We start from the raw sequence: 15,870 nt of genomic DNA on the forward strand, positions 1-15,870 counted from the left end.
ACATGGACACGATGATCGAAATCCCGGCCCTGCGCCGGATGGCGGAGCTTGCGCCGAACTCAGCCGACACCGACGCTCGCACCGTCGAGGTGATCTGGTCGTCGGGCGCTCGGGTTCGCCGCTCGACCCTGTTCGGGGAGCCCTATGACGAGGAACTGAGCCTCGATCCCGACCATGTGCGGCTGGATCGGCTGAATGCGGGCGCGCCGTTTCTGAAGGTGCACGAGGTCGACACGCTCGACGCGGTGATCGGCTCGGTCGTGCCAGGGTCCGCACGCATCGAAAACGGTCGCGGCGTCGCGCAGGTCCGCATCTCTGAGCGCGCCGATGTCGAGCCGATCTGGCGCGACATCCAGGCGGGCCACATCCGGGCGGTCTCCATCGGCTACCAGGTTCACCGCTTCGAGGTCTCCAAATCCGAGGCGGCCCGCGAGCTTTGGCGCGCGGTCGACTGGACGCCCTTCGAGGTGTCCGCCGTGCCCGTTGGCGCGGACCCCGCCGCGGGTTTTCGCGCACAATCCCCCCTTCACGACTGCGTCCTTCATCGCCGGGACGTCCCATCCACCCAAACAGGAGCTACTCCGATGACGGACAAATCCAATGATCCGGCGAGCGCCGCCGCAACCCAAGCGCAAAAGCCGACCGAGCCGGTCAAAACCGAGGACACCACAATGACCGAACCGAAACCGGCTGCGCCCGATCCAAAGGGTGCCACAGTCGAAACTCGAACCCAGCCCAAGCCCCAGAAATCCGATACTGCCGCCGCAGCCGACACCGAGACGGTCGCGACCCGCGCGCGCGAAACCGAGCGTGACCGCGTCTCCACTATTTATGATCTGGCTGGACGCTTGAATCTCGAGCGCAGCTTTGCCGAGGATCTGGTCAAACGCGGCACCGACGTCGATGAGGCCCGTCGCCTGATCATCGATCAAGTCGCCGCCAAATCCGAAGAAACGCGGACCTTCAGCCAAGTGTCGATCCCGCTGGGCGGCCGCGATGAACAGGTCACCCGCCGCGATGCCGTCGCGAACGCGTTGCTGCACCGCTACAGCCCGACGCTCTTCCAGCTGGAAGACGCCGCGCGCCAGTATCGTGGCATGACGCTCATGGAGCTGGCCCGCGAAAGCCTCGGCAACGCAGGCGTGAACACACGCGGCCTCTCGCGCGACGAGGTGGCGACGCGCGCGCTCCACTCGACCTCGGACTTCCCGGAGATCCTCTCCGCCGTCACCAACAAGACCCTCCGGCAGGCCTACGAGGCCTATCCCCGGACCTTCATGCTGTTCTGCCGCCAGGTGCTCGCCACCGATTTCAAGGCGATGCACCGCGTGCAGCTCGGCGAGGCACCGCAACTACTGGAAGTCAGCGAAAGCGGAGAGTTCAAGCGCGGCACGCTCGGCGAGAGCAAGGAGAGCTACAAGGTCAAGACCTATGGCCGGGTGGTCGCGATCACCCGCCAGACGCTGATCAACGACGATCTCGACGCCTTCACCCGTATCCCGGCGATGTATGGCAACTCCATCGCCCAGCTGGAGAGCGACGTGGTTTGGGGGATCATCACCGCCAACCCGGCGATGGCCGACGGCAACGCGCTGTTCCACACCACGCACAAGAACCTCGCGGGCACCGGGGCGGCGCTCGATGTCAGCAGCGTCGGTGCGGCCCGCGCCGCCATGGCCAAGCAGACCGGGCTCGACAAGAAGACGGTGCTGAACGTCCGCCCGGCCTTCCTGATCGTGCCCGCCTCATTGGAACTGAAGGCGGAGCAGCTGGTCGCGCAGAACCTCGTGCCCGCCGCGACGTCCAGCGTCGTGCCGCAGTCGATCCGGACGCTCGCGCCCATCAGCGAGCCGCGGCTTGACGCCGCCAGCGAAACCGCCTGGTATCTGGCCGCGAGCCCGAACCAGATCGACACCATCGAATACGCCTATCTTGAAGGCCAGCAGGGCGCCTACATCGAGACGCGCAACGGCTTCGACGTCGACGGGGTCGAGATCAAGTGCCGCCTCGACTTCGGCGCCAAGGCCATCGACTGGCGCGGTCTTTACAAGAACCCGGGCGCATAGGCCGGGCCATCCCAGACATCTCACCACTGACGGGCGGTCCAATCGGGCCGCCCGTTCCTGTTTGCAAAGGATCCTGCAATGAAGAACTACGTCCAGCCCGGCAACACCATCACCCTGACCGCGCCCTATGCCGTGACATCCGGCGACGGTCTGCTCGTTGGCTCCATCTTCGGCATCGCATCCGCGGACGCCACTCTAAACGATCCTGTCGAGGCAGCACTCGTCGGCGTCTTTGACCTCACCAAGGTCGGCTCGCAGGCCTGGGCAGTCGGCGCAAAGGTCTATTGGGACGACACCAACAAGCGCACCACGAGCGTGGCCACATCGAACACGTTGATCGGCGTCGCAACCGAAGCCGTGGCAGGCGGGGCCGGTGACACCATAGGACGGGTGCGCCTGAACGCGAGCTTCTGATGACAGCGTTTTCCGCCATCGTTAATGCGCTGTTCTCGGATCCCAACATCGGGCGGGAAGCGGTCTACATCGCTGATGGCAGAGCGCCAGTGCTGGTACGCGTCGTCTCGCGGCAGGCGGATTCGATCACCGACTTCGGCGATGCTCGGCTCTGGTCCGAGACCACTCGTATCGACCTGCGCGTGGCCGATGTCGCGAACCCGCGTCCCGGCGACCGCGTGGAAATCGACGGGGACGCCTTCCTCATACAAGGCGAGCCCGTTCGCGACCGCGAGCGGCTCGTCTGGACCGTGGACCTGCGCCCAGCATGAAGTTGAAACTCGACATCACGCCCGATCTCGTCGCCGCCATGGCAGCCGAGGTGAAGGCCGGCGAGAAAGCCGTCACCGCAGCGATGCGCGAGGCCGGGACCGGGTTGAAGTCTTCGTGGCGGACCCAGGTCACTGGCGCAGGTCTCGGGCGACGGCTCGCCAACTCGATCCGCAACCAGACCTTTCCGCGCTCCGGCGAAAGCCTTGATGCCGCCGCGCTGGTCTGGTCCAAAGCTCCGACCATTGTCGGGGCCCACGACACTGGTCCGCTGATCCGCTCGAAAGATGGGTTCTACCTCGCGATCCCGACCGAAGCTGCGGGTCGAGGCCTGCGCGGTCGCCGGATCACCCCGGGCGAATGGGAGCGGCGGCGCGGTCTGCGCCTGCGGTTCGTCTATCGCCGCCGAGGTCCGAGCCTGCTGGTGGCCGACCGCGCACGGATTAACAAACGTGGCCAGGCGGTGGCCTCGCGCTCAAAGACCGGCCGTAACCAAGTCACCGCACCAATCTTCCTGCTGGTCCCGCAGGTCAAGCTGCCTAAGCGGCTGAAGCTTGACAGGGATGCCGAACGGGCGCTCGACAGCGTCCCGGGGTTGATCGTGGCGAAATGGGTTGGTCAGCGATCCTAACCAAAAACCGAACTCGTCAACTCCGTGTATTTAGGTCGAGAAAAGTTAGCTTGCTCTACATGTTCGAAATGCGAAACGAAATGCTCGGCTTCCACACTATGAACGCGAATATGCGGCTTTAAAGAGGTAATAAACTCTGATCCAGCGCCAATAATTATTGGAATCATGTTTATAAAAACCCGATGGATTGGAACTCCGTCCTGATCAGCGAAACGTTCAAATCCATCTGCCTCGATGCGGTCTCTGACGAGGTTCCGAGCATTTGCGCGCAAGCGGCTTTGATCCCTTGGCATGTCGAGGAGCGCACAAAAGTCTCCCCAAGAAGCGTAGTGGTCGATGAACCCTGCGCCGTCTTCGCTGTCTCCAGCAGGAAAATCTACAAGGAGGTAGTCTTGGCGTTCGTTCTGCTGCGCATGGCGGTGCACACTGCGGATGCCGTGCGCTTTATTGTGATGCTTGGCATTTCTGTATGCAAGAACAGCGCAACAAAGAGGGTGTGCATAAAAATCAAAATCGACTTCCGGAGTTTCTTGAACTGCGTCGTACAAGCTGGCGAATGTGTCGAGCATGCTCTTACAGGCGAGCTCAACATTGCCGATCGCCTCGCTTGAATCGATGAGGAACAGTTCTTGGAATCTGTATTTCTGTTCAATGAAAACTCGCAGCGATTGCGCAAAATCTTCGAATCTGTCTGTGATCATCTGACTTCCCGGTGAAAAACCCACACAAGACTTAGTAGTTTTCCCGAGTTCCTTCCATCGCAGTTCGCAGCCTTTTTTGCCGGAGCTCATGGGGGCGTCGAGCCAACAATTTCTACTGTCGAGCCCAGAAAGACACCATGACTGTTCGCGAAACCATCCTCACCGCGCTGCACGCACGGCTTTCGGCGCTGCCTACCACAGCACTGCGTGGCGAGGTGCTTCCCGAGCGCGTGCCAGCCGAGGGGCTGTTGATCCTGCGCGACGGTGAGCCGGGAGAGCCCGAGGTGACGCTGTCGCCGCTGCGCTACCACTACCAGCACCGCGCAGAGATCGAGGCGGTCATTCAGGGCACCGCCCGTGACGCCGCCTTCGACGCGCTGACCGCCAGCATCGGCACGAACATCGCCGCCGACCGCACGTTGGGCGGCCTCTGCGACTGGATCGAAGCCGAAGCGCCGCGCCCGGTTGATCTGCCGGTCGAGGGCGCCGCGAGCCTGAAGGCCGCCGTGATCCCGGTGGTGCTGCACTATTCCACGGCTGATCCACTCAGCTGATCCCGATAACCCGAGGAGAAAACGATGGCACGAGCCCAAGGGGCGCGGGCGCAGATGGCGCTTGCGTTCGAGACGACCTATGGCACGCCGCCTGCGGGCGGTTTTACCAAAATGCCCTTCGCCAGCACCTCGCTGGGGGCGGAGCAGCCGCTGCTCAATTCGGAATTGCTGGGCTACGGCCGCGATCCGCTAGCGCCGATCAAGGATGCGGTGACAGCGGACGGCGATGTCGTTGTGCCGCTCGATGCCTCAGGCTTCGGGTTCTGGCTGAAGGCGGCTTTTGGTGATCCAACCACGACCGGTACCGGCCCCTGGACGCACGAGTTTCAGTCGGGTTCTTGGACACTGCCCAGCATGTCCATCGAGACAGGCATGCCCGAAGTGCCGCGCTATGCGATGTATTCCGGCTGCGTGCTCGACCAGATCACCTGGCAGATGCAGCGCTCGGGGCTCCTGACCGCCACCGCGCGGTTGGTAGCGCAGGGCGAGACGGTTGGAACTACGACCAGTGCAGGCACGCCTGCCGCTCTCGAATTGCAGCGCTTCGGCCACTTCAATGGGGCGATCACCCGCAATGGCTCCGCCCTCGGCAACGTCGTCTCGGCCGATATCACCTATGCCAACAACCTCGACCGGATCGAGACCATCCGGTCGGACGGCCGCATTGATGGGGCAGACCCCTCTATCGCCGCGCTGACCGGCTCCATCGAAGTCCGGTTTGCGGATCAAACGCTGGTGACGCAAGCGATCAATGGCGATCCCTGCGAGCTCGAGTTCGCCTATTTGCTGCCCTCTGGCGAGAGCTTCACCTTCACCGTCCACGCCGTCTACCTGCCGCGCCCACGCATCGAGATTTCCGGGCCGCAGGGCGTGCAGGCCACTTTCGACTGGCAGGCCGCTCGCGACAGCGTTGTCGGCCGGATGTGCACGGCCACCCTGATCAACGACATTGAGGTATACTGATGCTGACGCTCGATCTGACGAATGCACCGCGCTGGCATGACCTCGCCCCCGGCGTCCGCGTTCACCTGCGCCCGCTGACCACGGCGCTGATGGTGGCGACGCGCAGCGACCCGACCGTCGAGGCAATTCCGGAGAACGCATCGGACGAGGAACGCGCCGTCGCCTTCGGCAAGGCGCTCGCGCGACGGGCGGTGCTCGCCTGGGAGGGCATCGGCGATGCGGACGGCAAGCCCATCGACCCGAGCCCCGAGGCCATCGACGCGCTGCTCGATGTCTGGCCGATCTTTGAGGCCTTCCAGCTAACCTACGTCTCGAAGGGGCTGCTGCTGGAACAGGAAAAAAACGTCTCCGCGTCCTTGCCGAATGGTCCTTCGGCGGGGGCGAGCGATACTGCCAAGCCTGTGCGCAAGCCTGCCCGGACTGCCCGGCAAGGCTGAACCGGCCCCTTACGCATGAGGGTTGGCAGGTATGGGACCTTGTCGGACGTCTCGGCGGTCAGCTCCGTGTCCTGCCCGGCACCGTCGTCGGCTGGGACATGTCGGCGGCACTGGCGCTCGGTAACGCCCTCGGCGTGCCGCCGCTCGCCATGGCTGAACTGCTGCCGGTCATCGAAGCGGTGATGGTGGCCAAACTCAACGAACAGATGGAACGTCCCGATGGCTGAAAAGCGTGTGTCCGTCCGCCTCGCCGCGGTTGGCGGCCGACAGGTGCGCGCCGAACTGGAAGGTGTCGGCGAGGCCGGCGCGCGCGGCTTCGGCCGTCTCAGTGGCGAGATGGAGGCGGCCAACGCCCGGCTCGCAGGTTTCGCACGGCAGGTGCGAGTTGCGGCAGCTGCTGCCGTCGCAGCTTCCACGGCCGCGGGCGTCGCCATGGTGCGTTCCGGCCTGCAGGCGGTGGATACGCAGGCCAAGCTCGCCCAGTCGCTCGGGACCACCGTCGCCTCGATCCAGACGCTCGAGCGGGCGGGCGAGTTGGCGGGCGTGTCGATGTCCGGCATCGAGCAGGCGACGAAGGATCTGACGCGGCGGTTGAGCCAGGCCGCGGCGGGTGGCGGGCCTGCGGCGCAGGCGCTCGAGCGGCTGGGGCTTTCGGCCTCCGATCTGCTGGCCCTGTCGCTCGACGAACGCGTGGGGGCGATCAACGCGGCCATCGAGGACTTCGTGCCTGCCGCTGAACGCGCAGCAGTCGCGGGCCAGCTGTTCGGCGAGGAAGGTTCGATCGCCATGTCGCGGATCGACACGGCGACGCTGCGCCAGGCGACGGAGGACGTCCTCGCTTTCGGAGTCGTCGTCTCCGAGCAGGACGCTGAACAGATCGAGCGGACCAACGATGCGATCTCCCGGCTCTGGCTGATCTGGCGCGGGCTCTCGAACCAGCTGGCTGTCGCCGCAGCACCGGCGCTGGAGGCCGTCGCCAACGCCATGGCGGCCGTGGCAAGCCGCACGGGTCCGCTGGGCACCTCGATCCGCGGGCTCTTCGACAACATCGGCCGCCTGACCACCTACGCCGCCACCTTCGCGGCCTTTCTCGCGAGCCGCTGGGTGGCGGGAATGGCCGCTGCGGCGCTTTCGGTCCGTGGCCTTGCAACCGCGCTCGTCGTTTTGCGCGGCGCGCTGATCCGGACCGGTATCGGGGCGCTGATCGTCGGCGCTGGCGAACTCGTCTACCAGTTCACCCGGCTTGTGTCGGGAGCTGGCGGCTTTGGCGAGGCAATGTCGCTCCTAAAGGACCTTGCCGTCGAAGTCTGGGATCGGATCAAGATGGGGGCTGCGGCGGCGGGCGCTGCGGCCACGGCAATGTTCTTCGATCTGAAGGCGGATGCCGCTTCTGGCATGCAGAGCGCCATCGAGAGCGTTGTGGCTTTTGGAAATACAGCCACCAACACGTTTGAGGGCGCCTACGAGGCGATCAAGGCGATCTGGGGTCTGCTGCCCGCCGCCATCGGCGATCTGGCGTTCCAAGCGGCGAACAGCCTGGTCGATGGCGTCGAGGCGATGCTGAACGGCGTGGTCTCGCGCATCAACGGCTTCATCGGCGGCATCAACGCCGGACTCGAAGCACTCGGGTCGGAGCAGCGCATCTCGCTGGTGCCGGACCTCGACCTCGGCGAGATCGAGAACCGCTTCGAGGGTGCGGCGACGGCTGCGACCACCGCCGCGCAGACGGCGTTCGACCGCGCCTTCGAGGACAATCCGCTCACCGCGCCCGATCTCGGTCTGACCGAGGCGGCGAACCGCGCGCTCGAATCCGCGAACCTCTACCGTGACGTCGCGCGCGATCTGGCCGAGGGGGCACGTGCGCCTCTCGAAAGCTGGCAGGCGCTGCGCGATGCCGTGCGCGGCACCGACGGTGAGGCGGATCAGACAACCGTCCGGGGGACGGTTGTCCCGCCGAACGGTGCCGATGCGCTGACCGAGGCCACTGGTGCGGCCGAGAGGTTGGAGACGGCGCTCGGCGATGCCGGGCGCGCTGCAACAGATGCAGGCGCGGCGGCCGGGGCTACTGCCGCAGCTGCAGAGCCCGCGACCGAGGCGGCCGTCACTGGCTGGCAGGCGGTCACGGCGGCGCTCTCCGACTATGCCAGCAAGGCCCGCGACATCGGCGGCGATATCGGCCAGAGCCTCGTCGGCGCCTTCCAGTCGGCCGAGAACGCGGTGGGCCAGTTCGTGAAGACCGGCAAGCTGAACTTCCGCGATCTCGTCACCTCGCTGCTGGCCGATCTCGCCCAACTCGCGGCGCGGCGGTTCATCCTCGGGCCGATCGCAAACGCGCTCTCCGGCATGTTCTCCGGCGCGGGCGGCGTAGCGGGGGGAAACGCCCCACTGGGGCCTTTCCTGGCCCCGCTACTCGCCAACGTCCTGCATGCGGGCGGGATGGTCGGATCGGCCGGACCGTCGCGGATGGTCCCGGCCATGGCTTTCGCTGCCGCCCCGCGAATGCATTCAGGCGGCATGGCGGGGCTGCGCCATGACGAGGTGCCCGCGATCCTGCAACGCGGCGAGCGGGTGCTCTCGCGTCGCGAGGCGCAGAGCTACGGCGCGGGCGGCGGGGTCAACGTCACGATCATGGCCCGCGACGCCGAGAGCTTCCGTCAATCGCGGACGCAGGTTGCGGCCGACATCGCCCGCGCCGTGTCGCTCGGGCGGAGGGGAATGTGATGGCGTTCCACGAGGTCCGGTTTCCCGACAACATCAGCCGCGGCGCGCGGGGCGGGCCGGAGCGGCGCACGCAGATCGTCGAGCTCGCCTCGGGCGACGAAGAGAGGAACGCCAGTTGGGCCAACTCGCGCCGCCGTTACGATGTCGCTTACGGCATCCGCCGCGCCGACGATCTGGCGGCGGTGGTCGCGTTCTTCGAGGCACGGAACGGGCGGCTGCACGGTTTCCGCTTCAAGGACTGGGGCGACCACAAGTCCTGCCTGCCTTCGGGTACGCCGTCGCCCACCGATCAGGCGATCGGCACCGGCGATGGCGCGACGACCGCCTTCCAGCTGGTGAAGCGCTACGCCTCGGGCGCGCAATCCTGGACGCGCGGCATCGCGAAGCCGGTGACGGGCACCGTGCGCATCGCGCTCGGCGGGGTCGAGCAGCCCTCCGGCTGGTCGGTCGACACCGCCACTGGCGTCGTCACCTTCGGTACTGCGCCAGGCTCCGGCGTCGCCATCACCGCGGGCTTCGAATTCGACGTGCCCGTCCGCTTCGACACAGATGCGCTCGACGTGACGCTCGACCTCGAGCGGCTCGGCTCGATCACCTCCATTCCGTTGCTGGAACTGCGCCGATGAAGAACTTGGATCCTGCCCTGCAATCCCATCTCGACGAGGGCACGACGACGCTCGCCTGGTGCTGGCGGATCGCGCGTGCCGACGGCGTGAGTTTCGGCTTCACCGACCACGACCGGACGCTCAGCTTCGACGGGACCGACTTCGAGCCCGAGAGCGGGCTCACGGCCTCCGAGGTGCGCTCGGGCTCCGACCTTTCGGTCGATGCGCAGGATGCCGAGGGCGTGCTGACCTCGGACCGGATCACCGAGACCGACATCCTCGACGGCCGCTGGGACAATGCCGAGGTCGAGGTCTGGCGGGCGAACTGGGCAGACACGAGCCAGCGCGTGCTGATGCGGCGGGGCGCCATCGGCCAGATCCGGCGCGGGCGCTTGGCTTTCGTCGCCGAGGTGCGCTCGCTCGCCCATGTGCTGGGCCAGACAATCGGGCGGACGTTCCAGGCGACCTGCGACGCCGCCCTCGGCGATGCGCGCTGCGGCGTCGATCTCGAGGATCCGGCCTTCAAGGGGACGGGCGCCGTCATCGATCCCCTGCGCGACCGGGCCTTCACCGCCTCAGGCCTTGGCGGGTTCGCCTCCGGATGGTTCACCTTCGGCACGCTGGACTGGACCAGCGGCGCGAACGCGGGACGGCGCACCGAAGTGCTGGGCCATGACGTCACGGATGGCATCGCCGTGCTGACCCTGCTTGAGGCGCCGGTGCGGTCCATCGCCGAAAGCGATGCCTTCACCATTCGCGCTGGCTGCGACAAGCGGATGGAGACCTGCGGCGCGAAGTTCGCCAACACCGCCAACTTCCGGGGCTTCCCGCACATCCCCGGCCAAGATGCGGTGCTGCGCTACGCCACCAAGGATGGCGGGCATGAGGGGTCCGTGCTGTGACCAACGTTGTTTCCGCTGGAAACGACGGGCGGCAGTGCATCGCATCGCGATGCACGAGAGCCACCGCCGATCCCGAGCGCGTCATCGCCATCGCACGCTCCTGGCTCGGCACGCCGTATCATGATCAAGCCAGTCTGCGGGGCGTCGGCTGCGACTGCCTCGGGTTGGCGCGGGGCGTCTGGCGTGAAGTCGTCGGCCCCGAGCCGTTCCCGATCCCGCCCTACAGCCGGGACTGGGGCGAGACGGGCCCGCGCGAAGTCCTGGCGGACGGCGCGCGCCGCATGATGCCGGAGATCAAGCCGTGCGACGCCGGTCCCGGTGCGCTGGTCCTCTTTCGCATGATACCGCGCGCCATTGCCAAGCATGTCGGGATCCTCACCGGACCCGACAGCTTCCTCCACGCCTACGAGCGGCTCGGCGTGATCGAGGAACCGCTGACCCCATCCTGGCGGCGGCGCATCGCCTTCGCCTTTCTGTTCCCGCAACGCTGAGACCCGAACATGGCCACCCTCGTCCTCGGTGCTGCAGGCGCCGCCATTGGCGGTTCGATCGGCGGCGCGATCCTCGGCGTCAGCGCCGCCACCATCGGCGGCTTCATCGGCTCCAGCATAGGCTCGGTCGTCGACGGCTGGATCATCTCGTCGCTGGCGCCGACGCAGCGCATCGAGGGCGCGCGTCTCGACACGCTGCGCGTCACTTCGGCCACCGAGGGCGCGGTCATCCCGCGGCTCTACGGTCGGATGCGGATGGGCGGCAACATCATCTGGGCGACGGATTTTCGCGAGGAGACGAAGACCACCACGCAGGGCGGCGGCAAGGGCGGCGGGGGCGGCAAGGTCAAGACCACCGAGTATCTCTACTATGCGAGCTTCGCCGTCGCGCTCTGCGAGGGGCCAATCACGGGGATCGGCCGCATCTGGGCCGACGGCAAACCGATGGACCTTTCCGGCGTCACCTGGCGCTGGTATCCCGGCGACGAAGCGCAGACCGCCGATCCGTTCACCGCGGCCAGGATGGGCGCGGCCAGCACGCCCGCCTATCGCGGCACGGCCTATGTGGTCTTCGAGGAGCTGGCGCTTTCCACCTTTGGCAACCGCCTGCCGCAACTCTCTTTCGAGGTGTTCCGCCCGCTCGCCGATCCCGACACCGCCGAGGGACTGACCCGCGCCGTCACCATGATCCCGGCCTCCGGCGAATTCACCTACGCGACGCAGGCGATCCGCAAGACCGACGGCGGCGCGACGGTGCCCGAGAACCTGAACGCGCTGGCAGACTCCACCGACATGGTGGAGGCGCTCGACCGGCTGCAGGCGATGGCCCCGGCGGTCGAGAGCGTCAGCCTCGTCGTCGCCTGGTTCGGCGACGATCTGCGTGCGGGCTCCTGCAAGGTGCGGCCGGGCGTCGAGGTCTCGGCCAAATCCACCACGCCCGCCAGCTGGTCGGTGAACGGCGTCAGCCGCGCCAGCGCCTTCCTCGTCAGCCGCGATGATCAGGATCGTCCCGTCTATGGCGGTACGCCCTCCGATTTCGCGGTGGTGCAGGCGATCCAGGAGATGAAGGCCCGCGGGCTGCGGGTCACTTTCTACCCGTTTATCCTGATGGACGTGCCGCCCGGCAACACGCTGCCGAACCCCTATTCCGACAACGCCGCCGAGACAGGGCAGCCCGCGTTCCCCTGGCGGGGACGGATCACCTGTTCGCCTGCGGCGGGATTTGCAGGATCGGTCGACAAGACCGCCACGGCCGCAAGCCAGGTCGCGGCGCTGTTCGGTGCGGCCACGCCCGCCAGCTTCAGTATCTCGGGCGAGAGCGTCAGCTGGACCGGCACGCCCGGCGACTGGGGCCTGCGCCGCATGGTGCTGCACTATGCCTATCTCTGCGCGGCGGCGGGCGGGGTCGACGCCTTCCTGATCGGCACCGAGATGCCGGGGCTGACGACCATCCGCTCGGGCGCGGCCACCTATCCGGCGGTGCAGGCGTATCGGGACCTGCTCGCCGATGTCCGTTCGATCCTCGGGTCCGGCACGAAAATCAGCTACGCGGCGGACTGGTCGGAGTACTTCGGTCACCAGCCGGGCGACGGCAGCGGCGACGTGTTCTTTCACCTCGACCCGCTCTGGGCGGACGGGAACGTCGATTTCATCGGGATCGACAACTACATGCCGATCTCCGACTGGCGCGACGGTTTCGAGCATCTCGACGCGGCCGAGGGCTGGCCCGCGATCTACGACCGGGCCTATTTGCAGGGGAATATCGCGGGCGGCGAAGGCTTCGACTGGTTCTACGCGAGCGCCGCCGATCGCTCCGCTCAGGTCCGCACTCCGATCACGGATGGCGCGGCGGCCAAGCCCTGGGTCTTCCGCTACAAGGATCTGCGCGCCTGGTGGTCGAACCCGCACTATGACCGCCCGGGCGGGGTGGAGAGCGGGACGCCGACAGCGTGGACGCCGCAATCCAAGCCGGTCTGGTTCACCGAGCTCGGCTGTCCCGCCATCGACCGGGGCACCAACCAGCCAAACGTCTTCTTCGACCCCAAGTCCACGGAGAGCTTCACGCCGCATTTCTCGCGGGGCTGGCGCGATGACGCGATCCAGCGCGCCTATCTCGAGGCGACCTATCTCTGGTGGGGCGAGGCGGCGAACAACCCGCTGTCCTCGGTCTACGGCGGCCGCATGGTGCATGTGCCGGAATGCGCCGCCTGGACATGGGACGCGCGGCCCTATCCCTTCTTCCCCGCACTGACCGACGTCTGGACGGACGGGGCGAACTGGCGACTGGGGCACTGGCTGACGGGGCGGCTGGGTGCCGTGTCGCTGGCGGCGCTGGTCCGGCATCTCTGCCTGCGCGCCGGGCTGCCCGAGGCGAGGATCGACGTCACCGGGCTTTGGGGCGCGGTCGAGGGCTACGCCATCACGGCGCTCGAAAGCCCGCGCGCCTCGATCACCACGCTGTCGCGCCACTTCGGCTTCGACGCCGTCGAGACCGAGGGGGTGATCCACTTCGTCATGCGCGGCCGGGCCTCCGTCGCCACTCTCGGGCCCGACGATCTGGTGGCGGCCCGCGAGGGCGACGTGCTGGAGCTGACGCGCGGCCAGGAGACCGAACTGCCGCAGGCGCTGAAGTGGCAGGTCGCCCGCGCCGACGAGGATTACGACGCGGCCCTCGTCGAGGCGCGGCGTATCACCGTGGACACGACGCGGATCGCCTCCGAGTCCTTCCCCATGGCGGTACCGCCGGAGGAGGCCGAGCGCCGCTGCCGCCGCGCGCTGATGGAGGCGTGGGTGGGGCGCGAGACGGCGGTGTTCCGTCTGCCGCCATCGCGGCTCGCGCTCGATCCGGCCGACGCGATCCGGCTCGCGCATGACGGGCGGCTGGTCGATCTGCGGCTCGTCTCCATCGCCGACGCCGAGGCGCGCGGCATCGAGGCGGTCCGCCAAGACCGCGCGACCTACGACCTGCCGCCCGGCGATCCTCGCGCGGCGTCGCTGACGCGTGCCGTCGTGTTCGGCGCGCCGGATGCCGTGCTGATGGACCTGCCGCAGCTGACCGAGGACCAGCCCGCGCATCGGCCGCTCGTCGCAGCGCACGCCATTCCCTGGCCGGGCGAGATGGCGGTGTTCCGCAGCCCCTCCACGGATGGCTTCGAGCTGCTGACCACGTTCGGCAGCCGCGCCCGGATCGGCACACTGGTCTCGGACTTCTTTGCGGGACCGACGTCGCGCTTCGACCTCGGGAACGCGCTGGTGGTCGACTTGCTGACCGGCACTCTGGAGAGCGTCACCGACCTGACGCTGTTCGGCGGGGCCAACGCGCTGGCCATCGAGAGCGCGCCCGGCGTCTGGGAGATCGTTCAGGCGGGCGCAGCGGAACTGCTGGCGCCGGGTCGGTATCGTCTGACCCGGCTCCTGCGTGGCCAACGCGGCACCGAGGGCGCCATGGGCAATCCTGCGCCCGCTGGCGCACGGGTGGTGGTGCTCGACGACAGCCTTGCATCGCTGCCGATCGCCGAGGCCGATCTCGGGATTCCATGGAACTGGCGCATCGGCCCCGCAAGCCGCCCGGTCAGCGACGAGACCTATGTGGCGCAGACCTTCGCGCCCGAGGGTGTCGGTCTCCGACCATTCTCCGTCGCCCATATCGAGCAGCCGTGGCGCACGCCGCGAACGTCCGGCGATCTGACCATCCGGTGGACGCGCCGGTCCCGCGCCCTCTCGGCCGACAGCTGGGGTGGGCTGGAGGTGCCGCTCGGCGAGGAACTGGAGACCTACGAGGTTGAGATCCTCGACGGCGCGACGGTGAAGCGGGCGCTGAGCACCGCCACCACCAGCGCGCTCTACACCGCGGCCGCCCAGACCGCCGACTGGGGCGCGCCGCTCGCCCCCGGCGACACGCTCGACATCCGTATCTCTCAACTCTCCGCCCTCGTCGGGCGGGGCGCGCCCAAGACCGTCACGCTCTTGTTCTGAAGGCCATCCCATGTCCGATGCCACGACCCATCTCCTGCTGCCCTACATCCTGGCGGCGCAGGCCCAGAAGCATGTCACCCACAACGAGGCACTGCGGATCCTCGACGGGCTCGTCCAGCTCTCTGTTATCGATCGGGACCTGGCAGCACCCCCTGCGAGCCCCGCCGACGGCGACCGCTACATCGTCGGCTCGGGCGCGACGGGCGGCTGGGCGGGCTGGGACCTGAACGTCGCGCTCTGGACCGACGGGGCGTGGCTGCGTCTGCCGCCACGGACCGGCTGGCGGGCGTGGATCGAGGACGAGAGCCTGCTGCTGGTGTACGACGGCGTAGCCTGGATCGGAACGACGCCTGCGGCGCTGCAGAACATGGCGCTCCTCGGGCTCGGCACCACGGCGGATGCGTCGAACCCGTTCTCGGCCAAGCTCAACGCCGCGCTCTGGACGGCGAAGACCATCGCAGAAGGCGGGACCGGCGATCTCTTATACACCATGAACAAGGAGTCCGCAGGCGACGACCTCGGCCTGACGCTGCAGACCAACTTCGTGACCAAGGCGCTTGTGGGCCTCTTCGGCTCCGACCGGTTCCGCCTCGCGGTCTCCGCCGACGGCAGCACCTTCTTCGACGGGCTGAGCGTCGACAACGCCACCGGCATCGTCGACCAGCCCCGGCTGCCGCGGTTCAAGGCATACACGAACTACGACAACTATGTCGGCGTCGGGACCTGGACGAAGATCGGCCTCAACAACACCGACACCAACGATCAGGGAGCCTTCGACGCCGCGAACAACCACTTCGTCGCCCCGGTCGACGGCACCTACCTCTTCGGCGCGACGCTGCTCTACAAGATCAACGCCAGCGCCACGGCCCGAATGCGCGGGCGGCTCGTGCTGAACGGTACGACCGAAATCCGCGGCTCCCTTGGCGAAATCTCCGCCACCCACGTCTCGCTCGCCACCGCGATCTGGCTGCAGACCATGGTGCCGCTCACCGCGGGCGATACCGTCGAGCTGCAGGGGTATTTCCGGGTCGCGGACGGCTACTTCGCAGCTGACCACACGTCCTTCTGGGGCTGCAAGGTCGGCTGAGCGGCGGAAGGAGG

15 protein-coding genes are annotated in these 15,870 nt (G+C 67.3%); 14 read left to right on the forward strand and 1 reads right to left on the reverse strand.

The features are described from left to right. The first annotated feature begins 2 nt into the window (after positions 1–2). The 4 genes from ACOHX0_RS16575 (at position 3) to ACOHX0_RS16590 (ending at position 3,420) form a co-directional block, all read left to right on the forward strand. Positions 3–2,066 (forward strand): prohead protease/major capsid protein fusion protein, encoded by a 2,064-nt coding sequence (locus ACOHX0_RS16575; RefSeq protein ID WP_420678251.1) that lies wholly within the window; start codon positions 3–5, stop codon positions 2,064–2,066. A gap of 78 nt (positions 2,067–2,144) precedes the next feature. Then, positions 2,145–2,480: a DUF2190 family protein gene (locus tag ACOHX0_RS16580; RefSeq protein WP_420678252.1), complete on the forward strand. Its 336-nt coding sequence runs from the start codon at positions 2,145–2,147 to the stop codon at positions 2,478–2,480. Beyond that, on the forward strand, positions 2,480–2,791 hold the full coding sequence (locus tag ACOHX0_RS16585) for a head-tail joining protein (protein ID WP_420678253.1): 312 nt from the start codon (positions 2,480–2,482) through the stop codon (positions 2,789–2,791). The genes ACOHX0_RS16580 and ACOHX0_RS16585 overlap by 1 nt, the downstream gene beginning before the upstream one ends. Continuing rightward, entirely contained in the window at positions 2,788–3,420 is a 633-nt protein-coding gene (locus tag ACOHX0_RS16590; protein ID WP_420678254.1) for a DUF6441 family protein, read from the forward strand. Before ACOHX0_RS16585 ends, ACOHX0_RS16590 begins: the two co-directional genes overlap by 4 nt. Here the strand turns inward: ACOHX0_RS16590 and ACOHX0_RS16595 are convergent. Further along, positions 3,417–4,121 (reverse strand): hypothetical protein, encoded by a 705-nt coding sequence (locus ACOHX0_RS16595; protein ID WP_420678255.1) that lies wholly within the window; start codon positions 4,119–4,121, stop codon positions 3,417–3,419. The genes ACOHX0_RS16590 and ACOHX0_RS16595 overlap by 4 nt on opposite strands. A gap of 137 nt (positions 4,122–4,258) precedes the next feature. Here ACOHX0_RS16595 and ACOHX0_RS16600 point away from each other — a divergent pair, with 137 nt between their 5' ends. From ACOHX0_RS16600 to ACOHX0_RS16645, 10 genes are all read left to right on the forward strand, one after another. After that, a complete protein-coding gene (locus ACOHX0_RS16600; protein WP_420678256.1) occupies positions 4,259–4,675 on the forward strand; it encodes an acyl-CoA transferase in 417 nt (138 codons plus the stop codon). A 24-nt stretch (positions 4,676–4,699) separates the two neighbouring features. After that, a complete protein-coding gene (locus ACOHX0_RS16605; RefSeq protein WP_420678257.1) occupies positions 4,700–5,638 on the forward strand; it encodes a phage tail tube protein in 939 nt (312 codons plus the stop codon). After that, entirely contained in the window at positions 5,638–6,075 is a 438-nt protein-coding gene (locus ACOHX0_RS16610) for a hypothetical protein (RefSeq protein ID WP_420678258.1), read from the forward strand. Before ACOHX0_RS16605 ends, ACOHX0_RS16610 begins: the two co-directional genes overlap by 1 nt. A gap of 98 nt (positions 6,076–6,173) precedes the next feature. Beyond that, the gene (locus tag ACOHX0_RS16615; RefSeq protein ID WP_274590647.1) at positions 6,174–6,302 is read left to right on the forward strand and encodes a DUF7697 family protein; all 129 of its coding nucleotides are present in this window, start codon (positions 6,174–6,176) and stop codon (positions 6,300–6,302) included. Then, positions 6,295–8,796 carry a phage tail tape measure C-terminal domain-containing protein gene (locus ACOHX0_RS16620; protein ID WP_420678259.1) on the forward strand — a complete coding sequence of 834 codons (2,502 nt, stop codon included), beginning with the start codon at positions 6,295–6,297 and terminating at the stop codon, positions 8,794–8,796. Before ACOHX0_RS16615 ends, ACOHX0_RS16620 begins: the two co-directional genes overlap by 8 nt. Beyond that, positions 8,796–9,422: a phage distal tail protein, Rcc01695 family gene (locus ACOHX0_RS16625; protein WP_420678260.1), complete on the forward strand. Its 627-nt coding sequence runs from the start codon at positions 8,796–8,798 to the stop codon at positions 9,420–9,422. The genes ACOHX0_RS16620 and ACOHX0_RS16625 overlap by 1 nt, the downstream gene beginning before the upstream one ends. Continuing rightward, positions 9,419–10,303: a DUF2163 domain-containing protein gene (locus ACOHX0_RS16630; protein ID WP_420678261.1), complete on the forward strand. Its 885-nt coding sequence runs from the start codon at positions 9,419–9,421 to the stop codon at positions 10,301–10,303. The genes ACOHX0_RS16625 and ACOHX0_RS16630 overlap by 4 nt, the downstream gene beginning before the upstream one ends. Positions 10,304–10,341: 38 nt before the next feature. Continuing rightward, on the forward strand, positions 10,342–10,794 hold the full coding sequence (locus ACOHX0_RS16635; RefSeq protein WP_420678288.1) for an NlpC/P60 family protein: 453 nt from the start codon (positions 10,342–10,344) through the stop codon (positions 10,792–10,794). Between the two features lie 9 nt (positions 10,795–10,803). Continuing rightward, a complete protein-coding gene (locus ACOHX0_RS16640; RefSeq protein ID WP_420678262.1) occupies positions 10,804–14,769 on the forward strand; it encodes a baseplate multidomain protein megatron in 3,966 nt (1,321 codons plus the stop codon). Between the two features lie 10 nt (positions 14,770–14,779). Beyond that, positions 14,780–15,856 (forward strand): DUF2793 domain-containing protein, encoded by a 1,077-nt coding sequence (locus tag ACOHX0_RS16645; protein ID WP_420678263.1) that lies wholly within the window; start codon positions 14,780–14,782, stop codon positions 15,854–15,856. The last annotated feature ends 14 nt before the right edge of the window (positions 15,857–15,870 follow it).

It is taken from the genome of Cribrihabitans pelagius (assembly GCF_048820915.1).
GTDB classification, from domain to species: domain Bacteria; phylum Pseudomonadota; class Alphaproteobacteria; order Rhodobacterales; family Rhodobacteraceae; genus Cribrihabitans_A; species Cribrihabitans_A pelagius.

Excerpts from the sequence above, each read along its gene's own strand:
- ACOHX0_RS16580 (WP_420678252.1), top strand. The coding sequence starts at position 2,145 with ATGAAGAACTACGTCCAGCCCGGCAACACCATCACCCTGACCGCGCCC.
- ACOHX0_RS16575 (WP_420678251.1), top strand. The coding sequence starts at position 3 with ATGGACACGATGATCGAAATCCCGGCCCTGCGCCGGATGGCGGAGCTT.
- ACOHX0_RS16645 (WP_420678263.1), top strand. The coding sequence starts at position 14,780 with ATGTCCGATGCCACGACCCATCTCCTGCTGCCCTACATCCTGGCGGCG.
- ACOHX0_RS16640 (WP_420678262.1), top strand. The coding sequence starts at position 10,804 with ATGGCCACCCTCGTCCTCGGTGCTGCAGGCGCCGCCATTGGCGGTTCG.
- ACOHX0_RS16600 (WP_420678256.1), top strand. The coding sequence starts at position 4,259 with ATGACTGTTCGCGAAACCATCCTCACCGCGCTGCACGCACGGCTTTCG.
- ACOHX0_RS16615 (WP_274590647.1), top strand. The coding sequence starts at position 6,174 with ATGTCGGCGGCACTGGCGCTCGGTAACGCCCTCGGCGTGCCGCCGCTC.
- ACOHX0_RS16590 (WP_420678254.1), top strand. The coding sequence starts at position 2,788 with ATGAAGTTGAAACTCGACATCACGCCCGATCTCGTCGCCGCCATGGCA.
- ACOHX0_RS16620 (WP_420678259.1), top strand. The coding sequence starts at position 6,295 with ATGGCTGAAAAGCGTGTGTCCGTCCGCCTCGCCGCGGTTGGCGGCCGA.
- ACOHX0_RS16595 (WP_420678255.1), bottom strand. The coding sequence starts at position 4,121 with ATGATCACAGACAGATTCGAAGATTTTGCGCAATCGCTGCGAGTTTTC.
- ACOHX0_RS16610 (WP_420678258.1), top strand. The coding sequence starts at position 5,638 with ATGCTGACGCTCGATCTGACGAATGCACCGCGCTGGCATGACCTCGCC.
- ACOHX0_RS16585 (WP_420678253.1), top strand. The coding sequence starts at position 2,480 with ATGACAGCGTTTTCCGCCATCGTTAATGCGCTGTTCTCGGATCCCAAC.
- ACOHX0_RS16630 (WP_420678261.1), top strand. The coding sequence starts at position 9,419 with ATGAAGAACTTGGATCCTGCCCTGCAATCCCATCTCGACGAGGGCACG.
- ACOHX0_RS16625 (WP_420678260.1), top strand. The coding sequence starts at position 8,796 with ATGGCGTTCCACGAGGTCCGGTTTCCCGACAACATCAGCCGCGGCGCG.
- ACOHX0_RS16605 (WP_420678257.1), top strand. The coding sequence starts at position 4,700 with ATGGCACGAGCCCAAGGGGCGCGGGCGCAGATGGCGCTTGCGTTCGAG.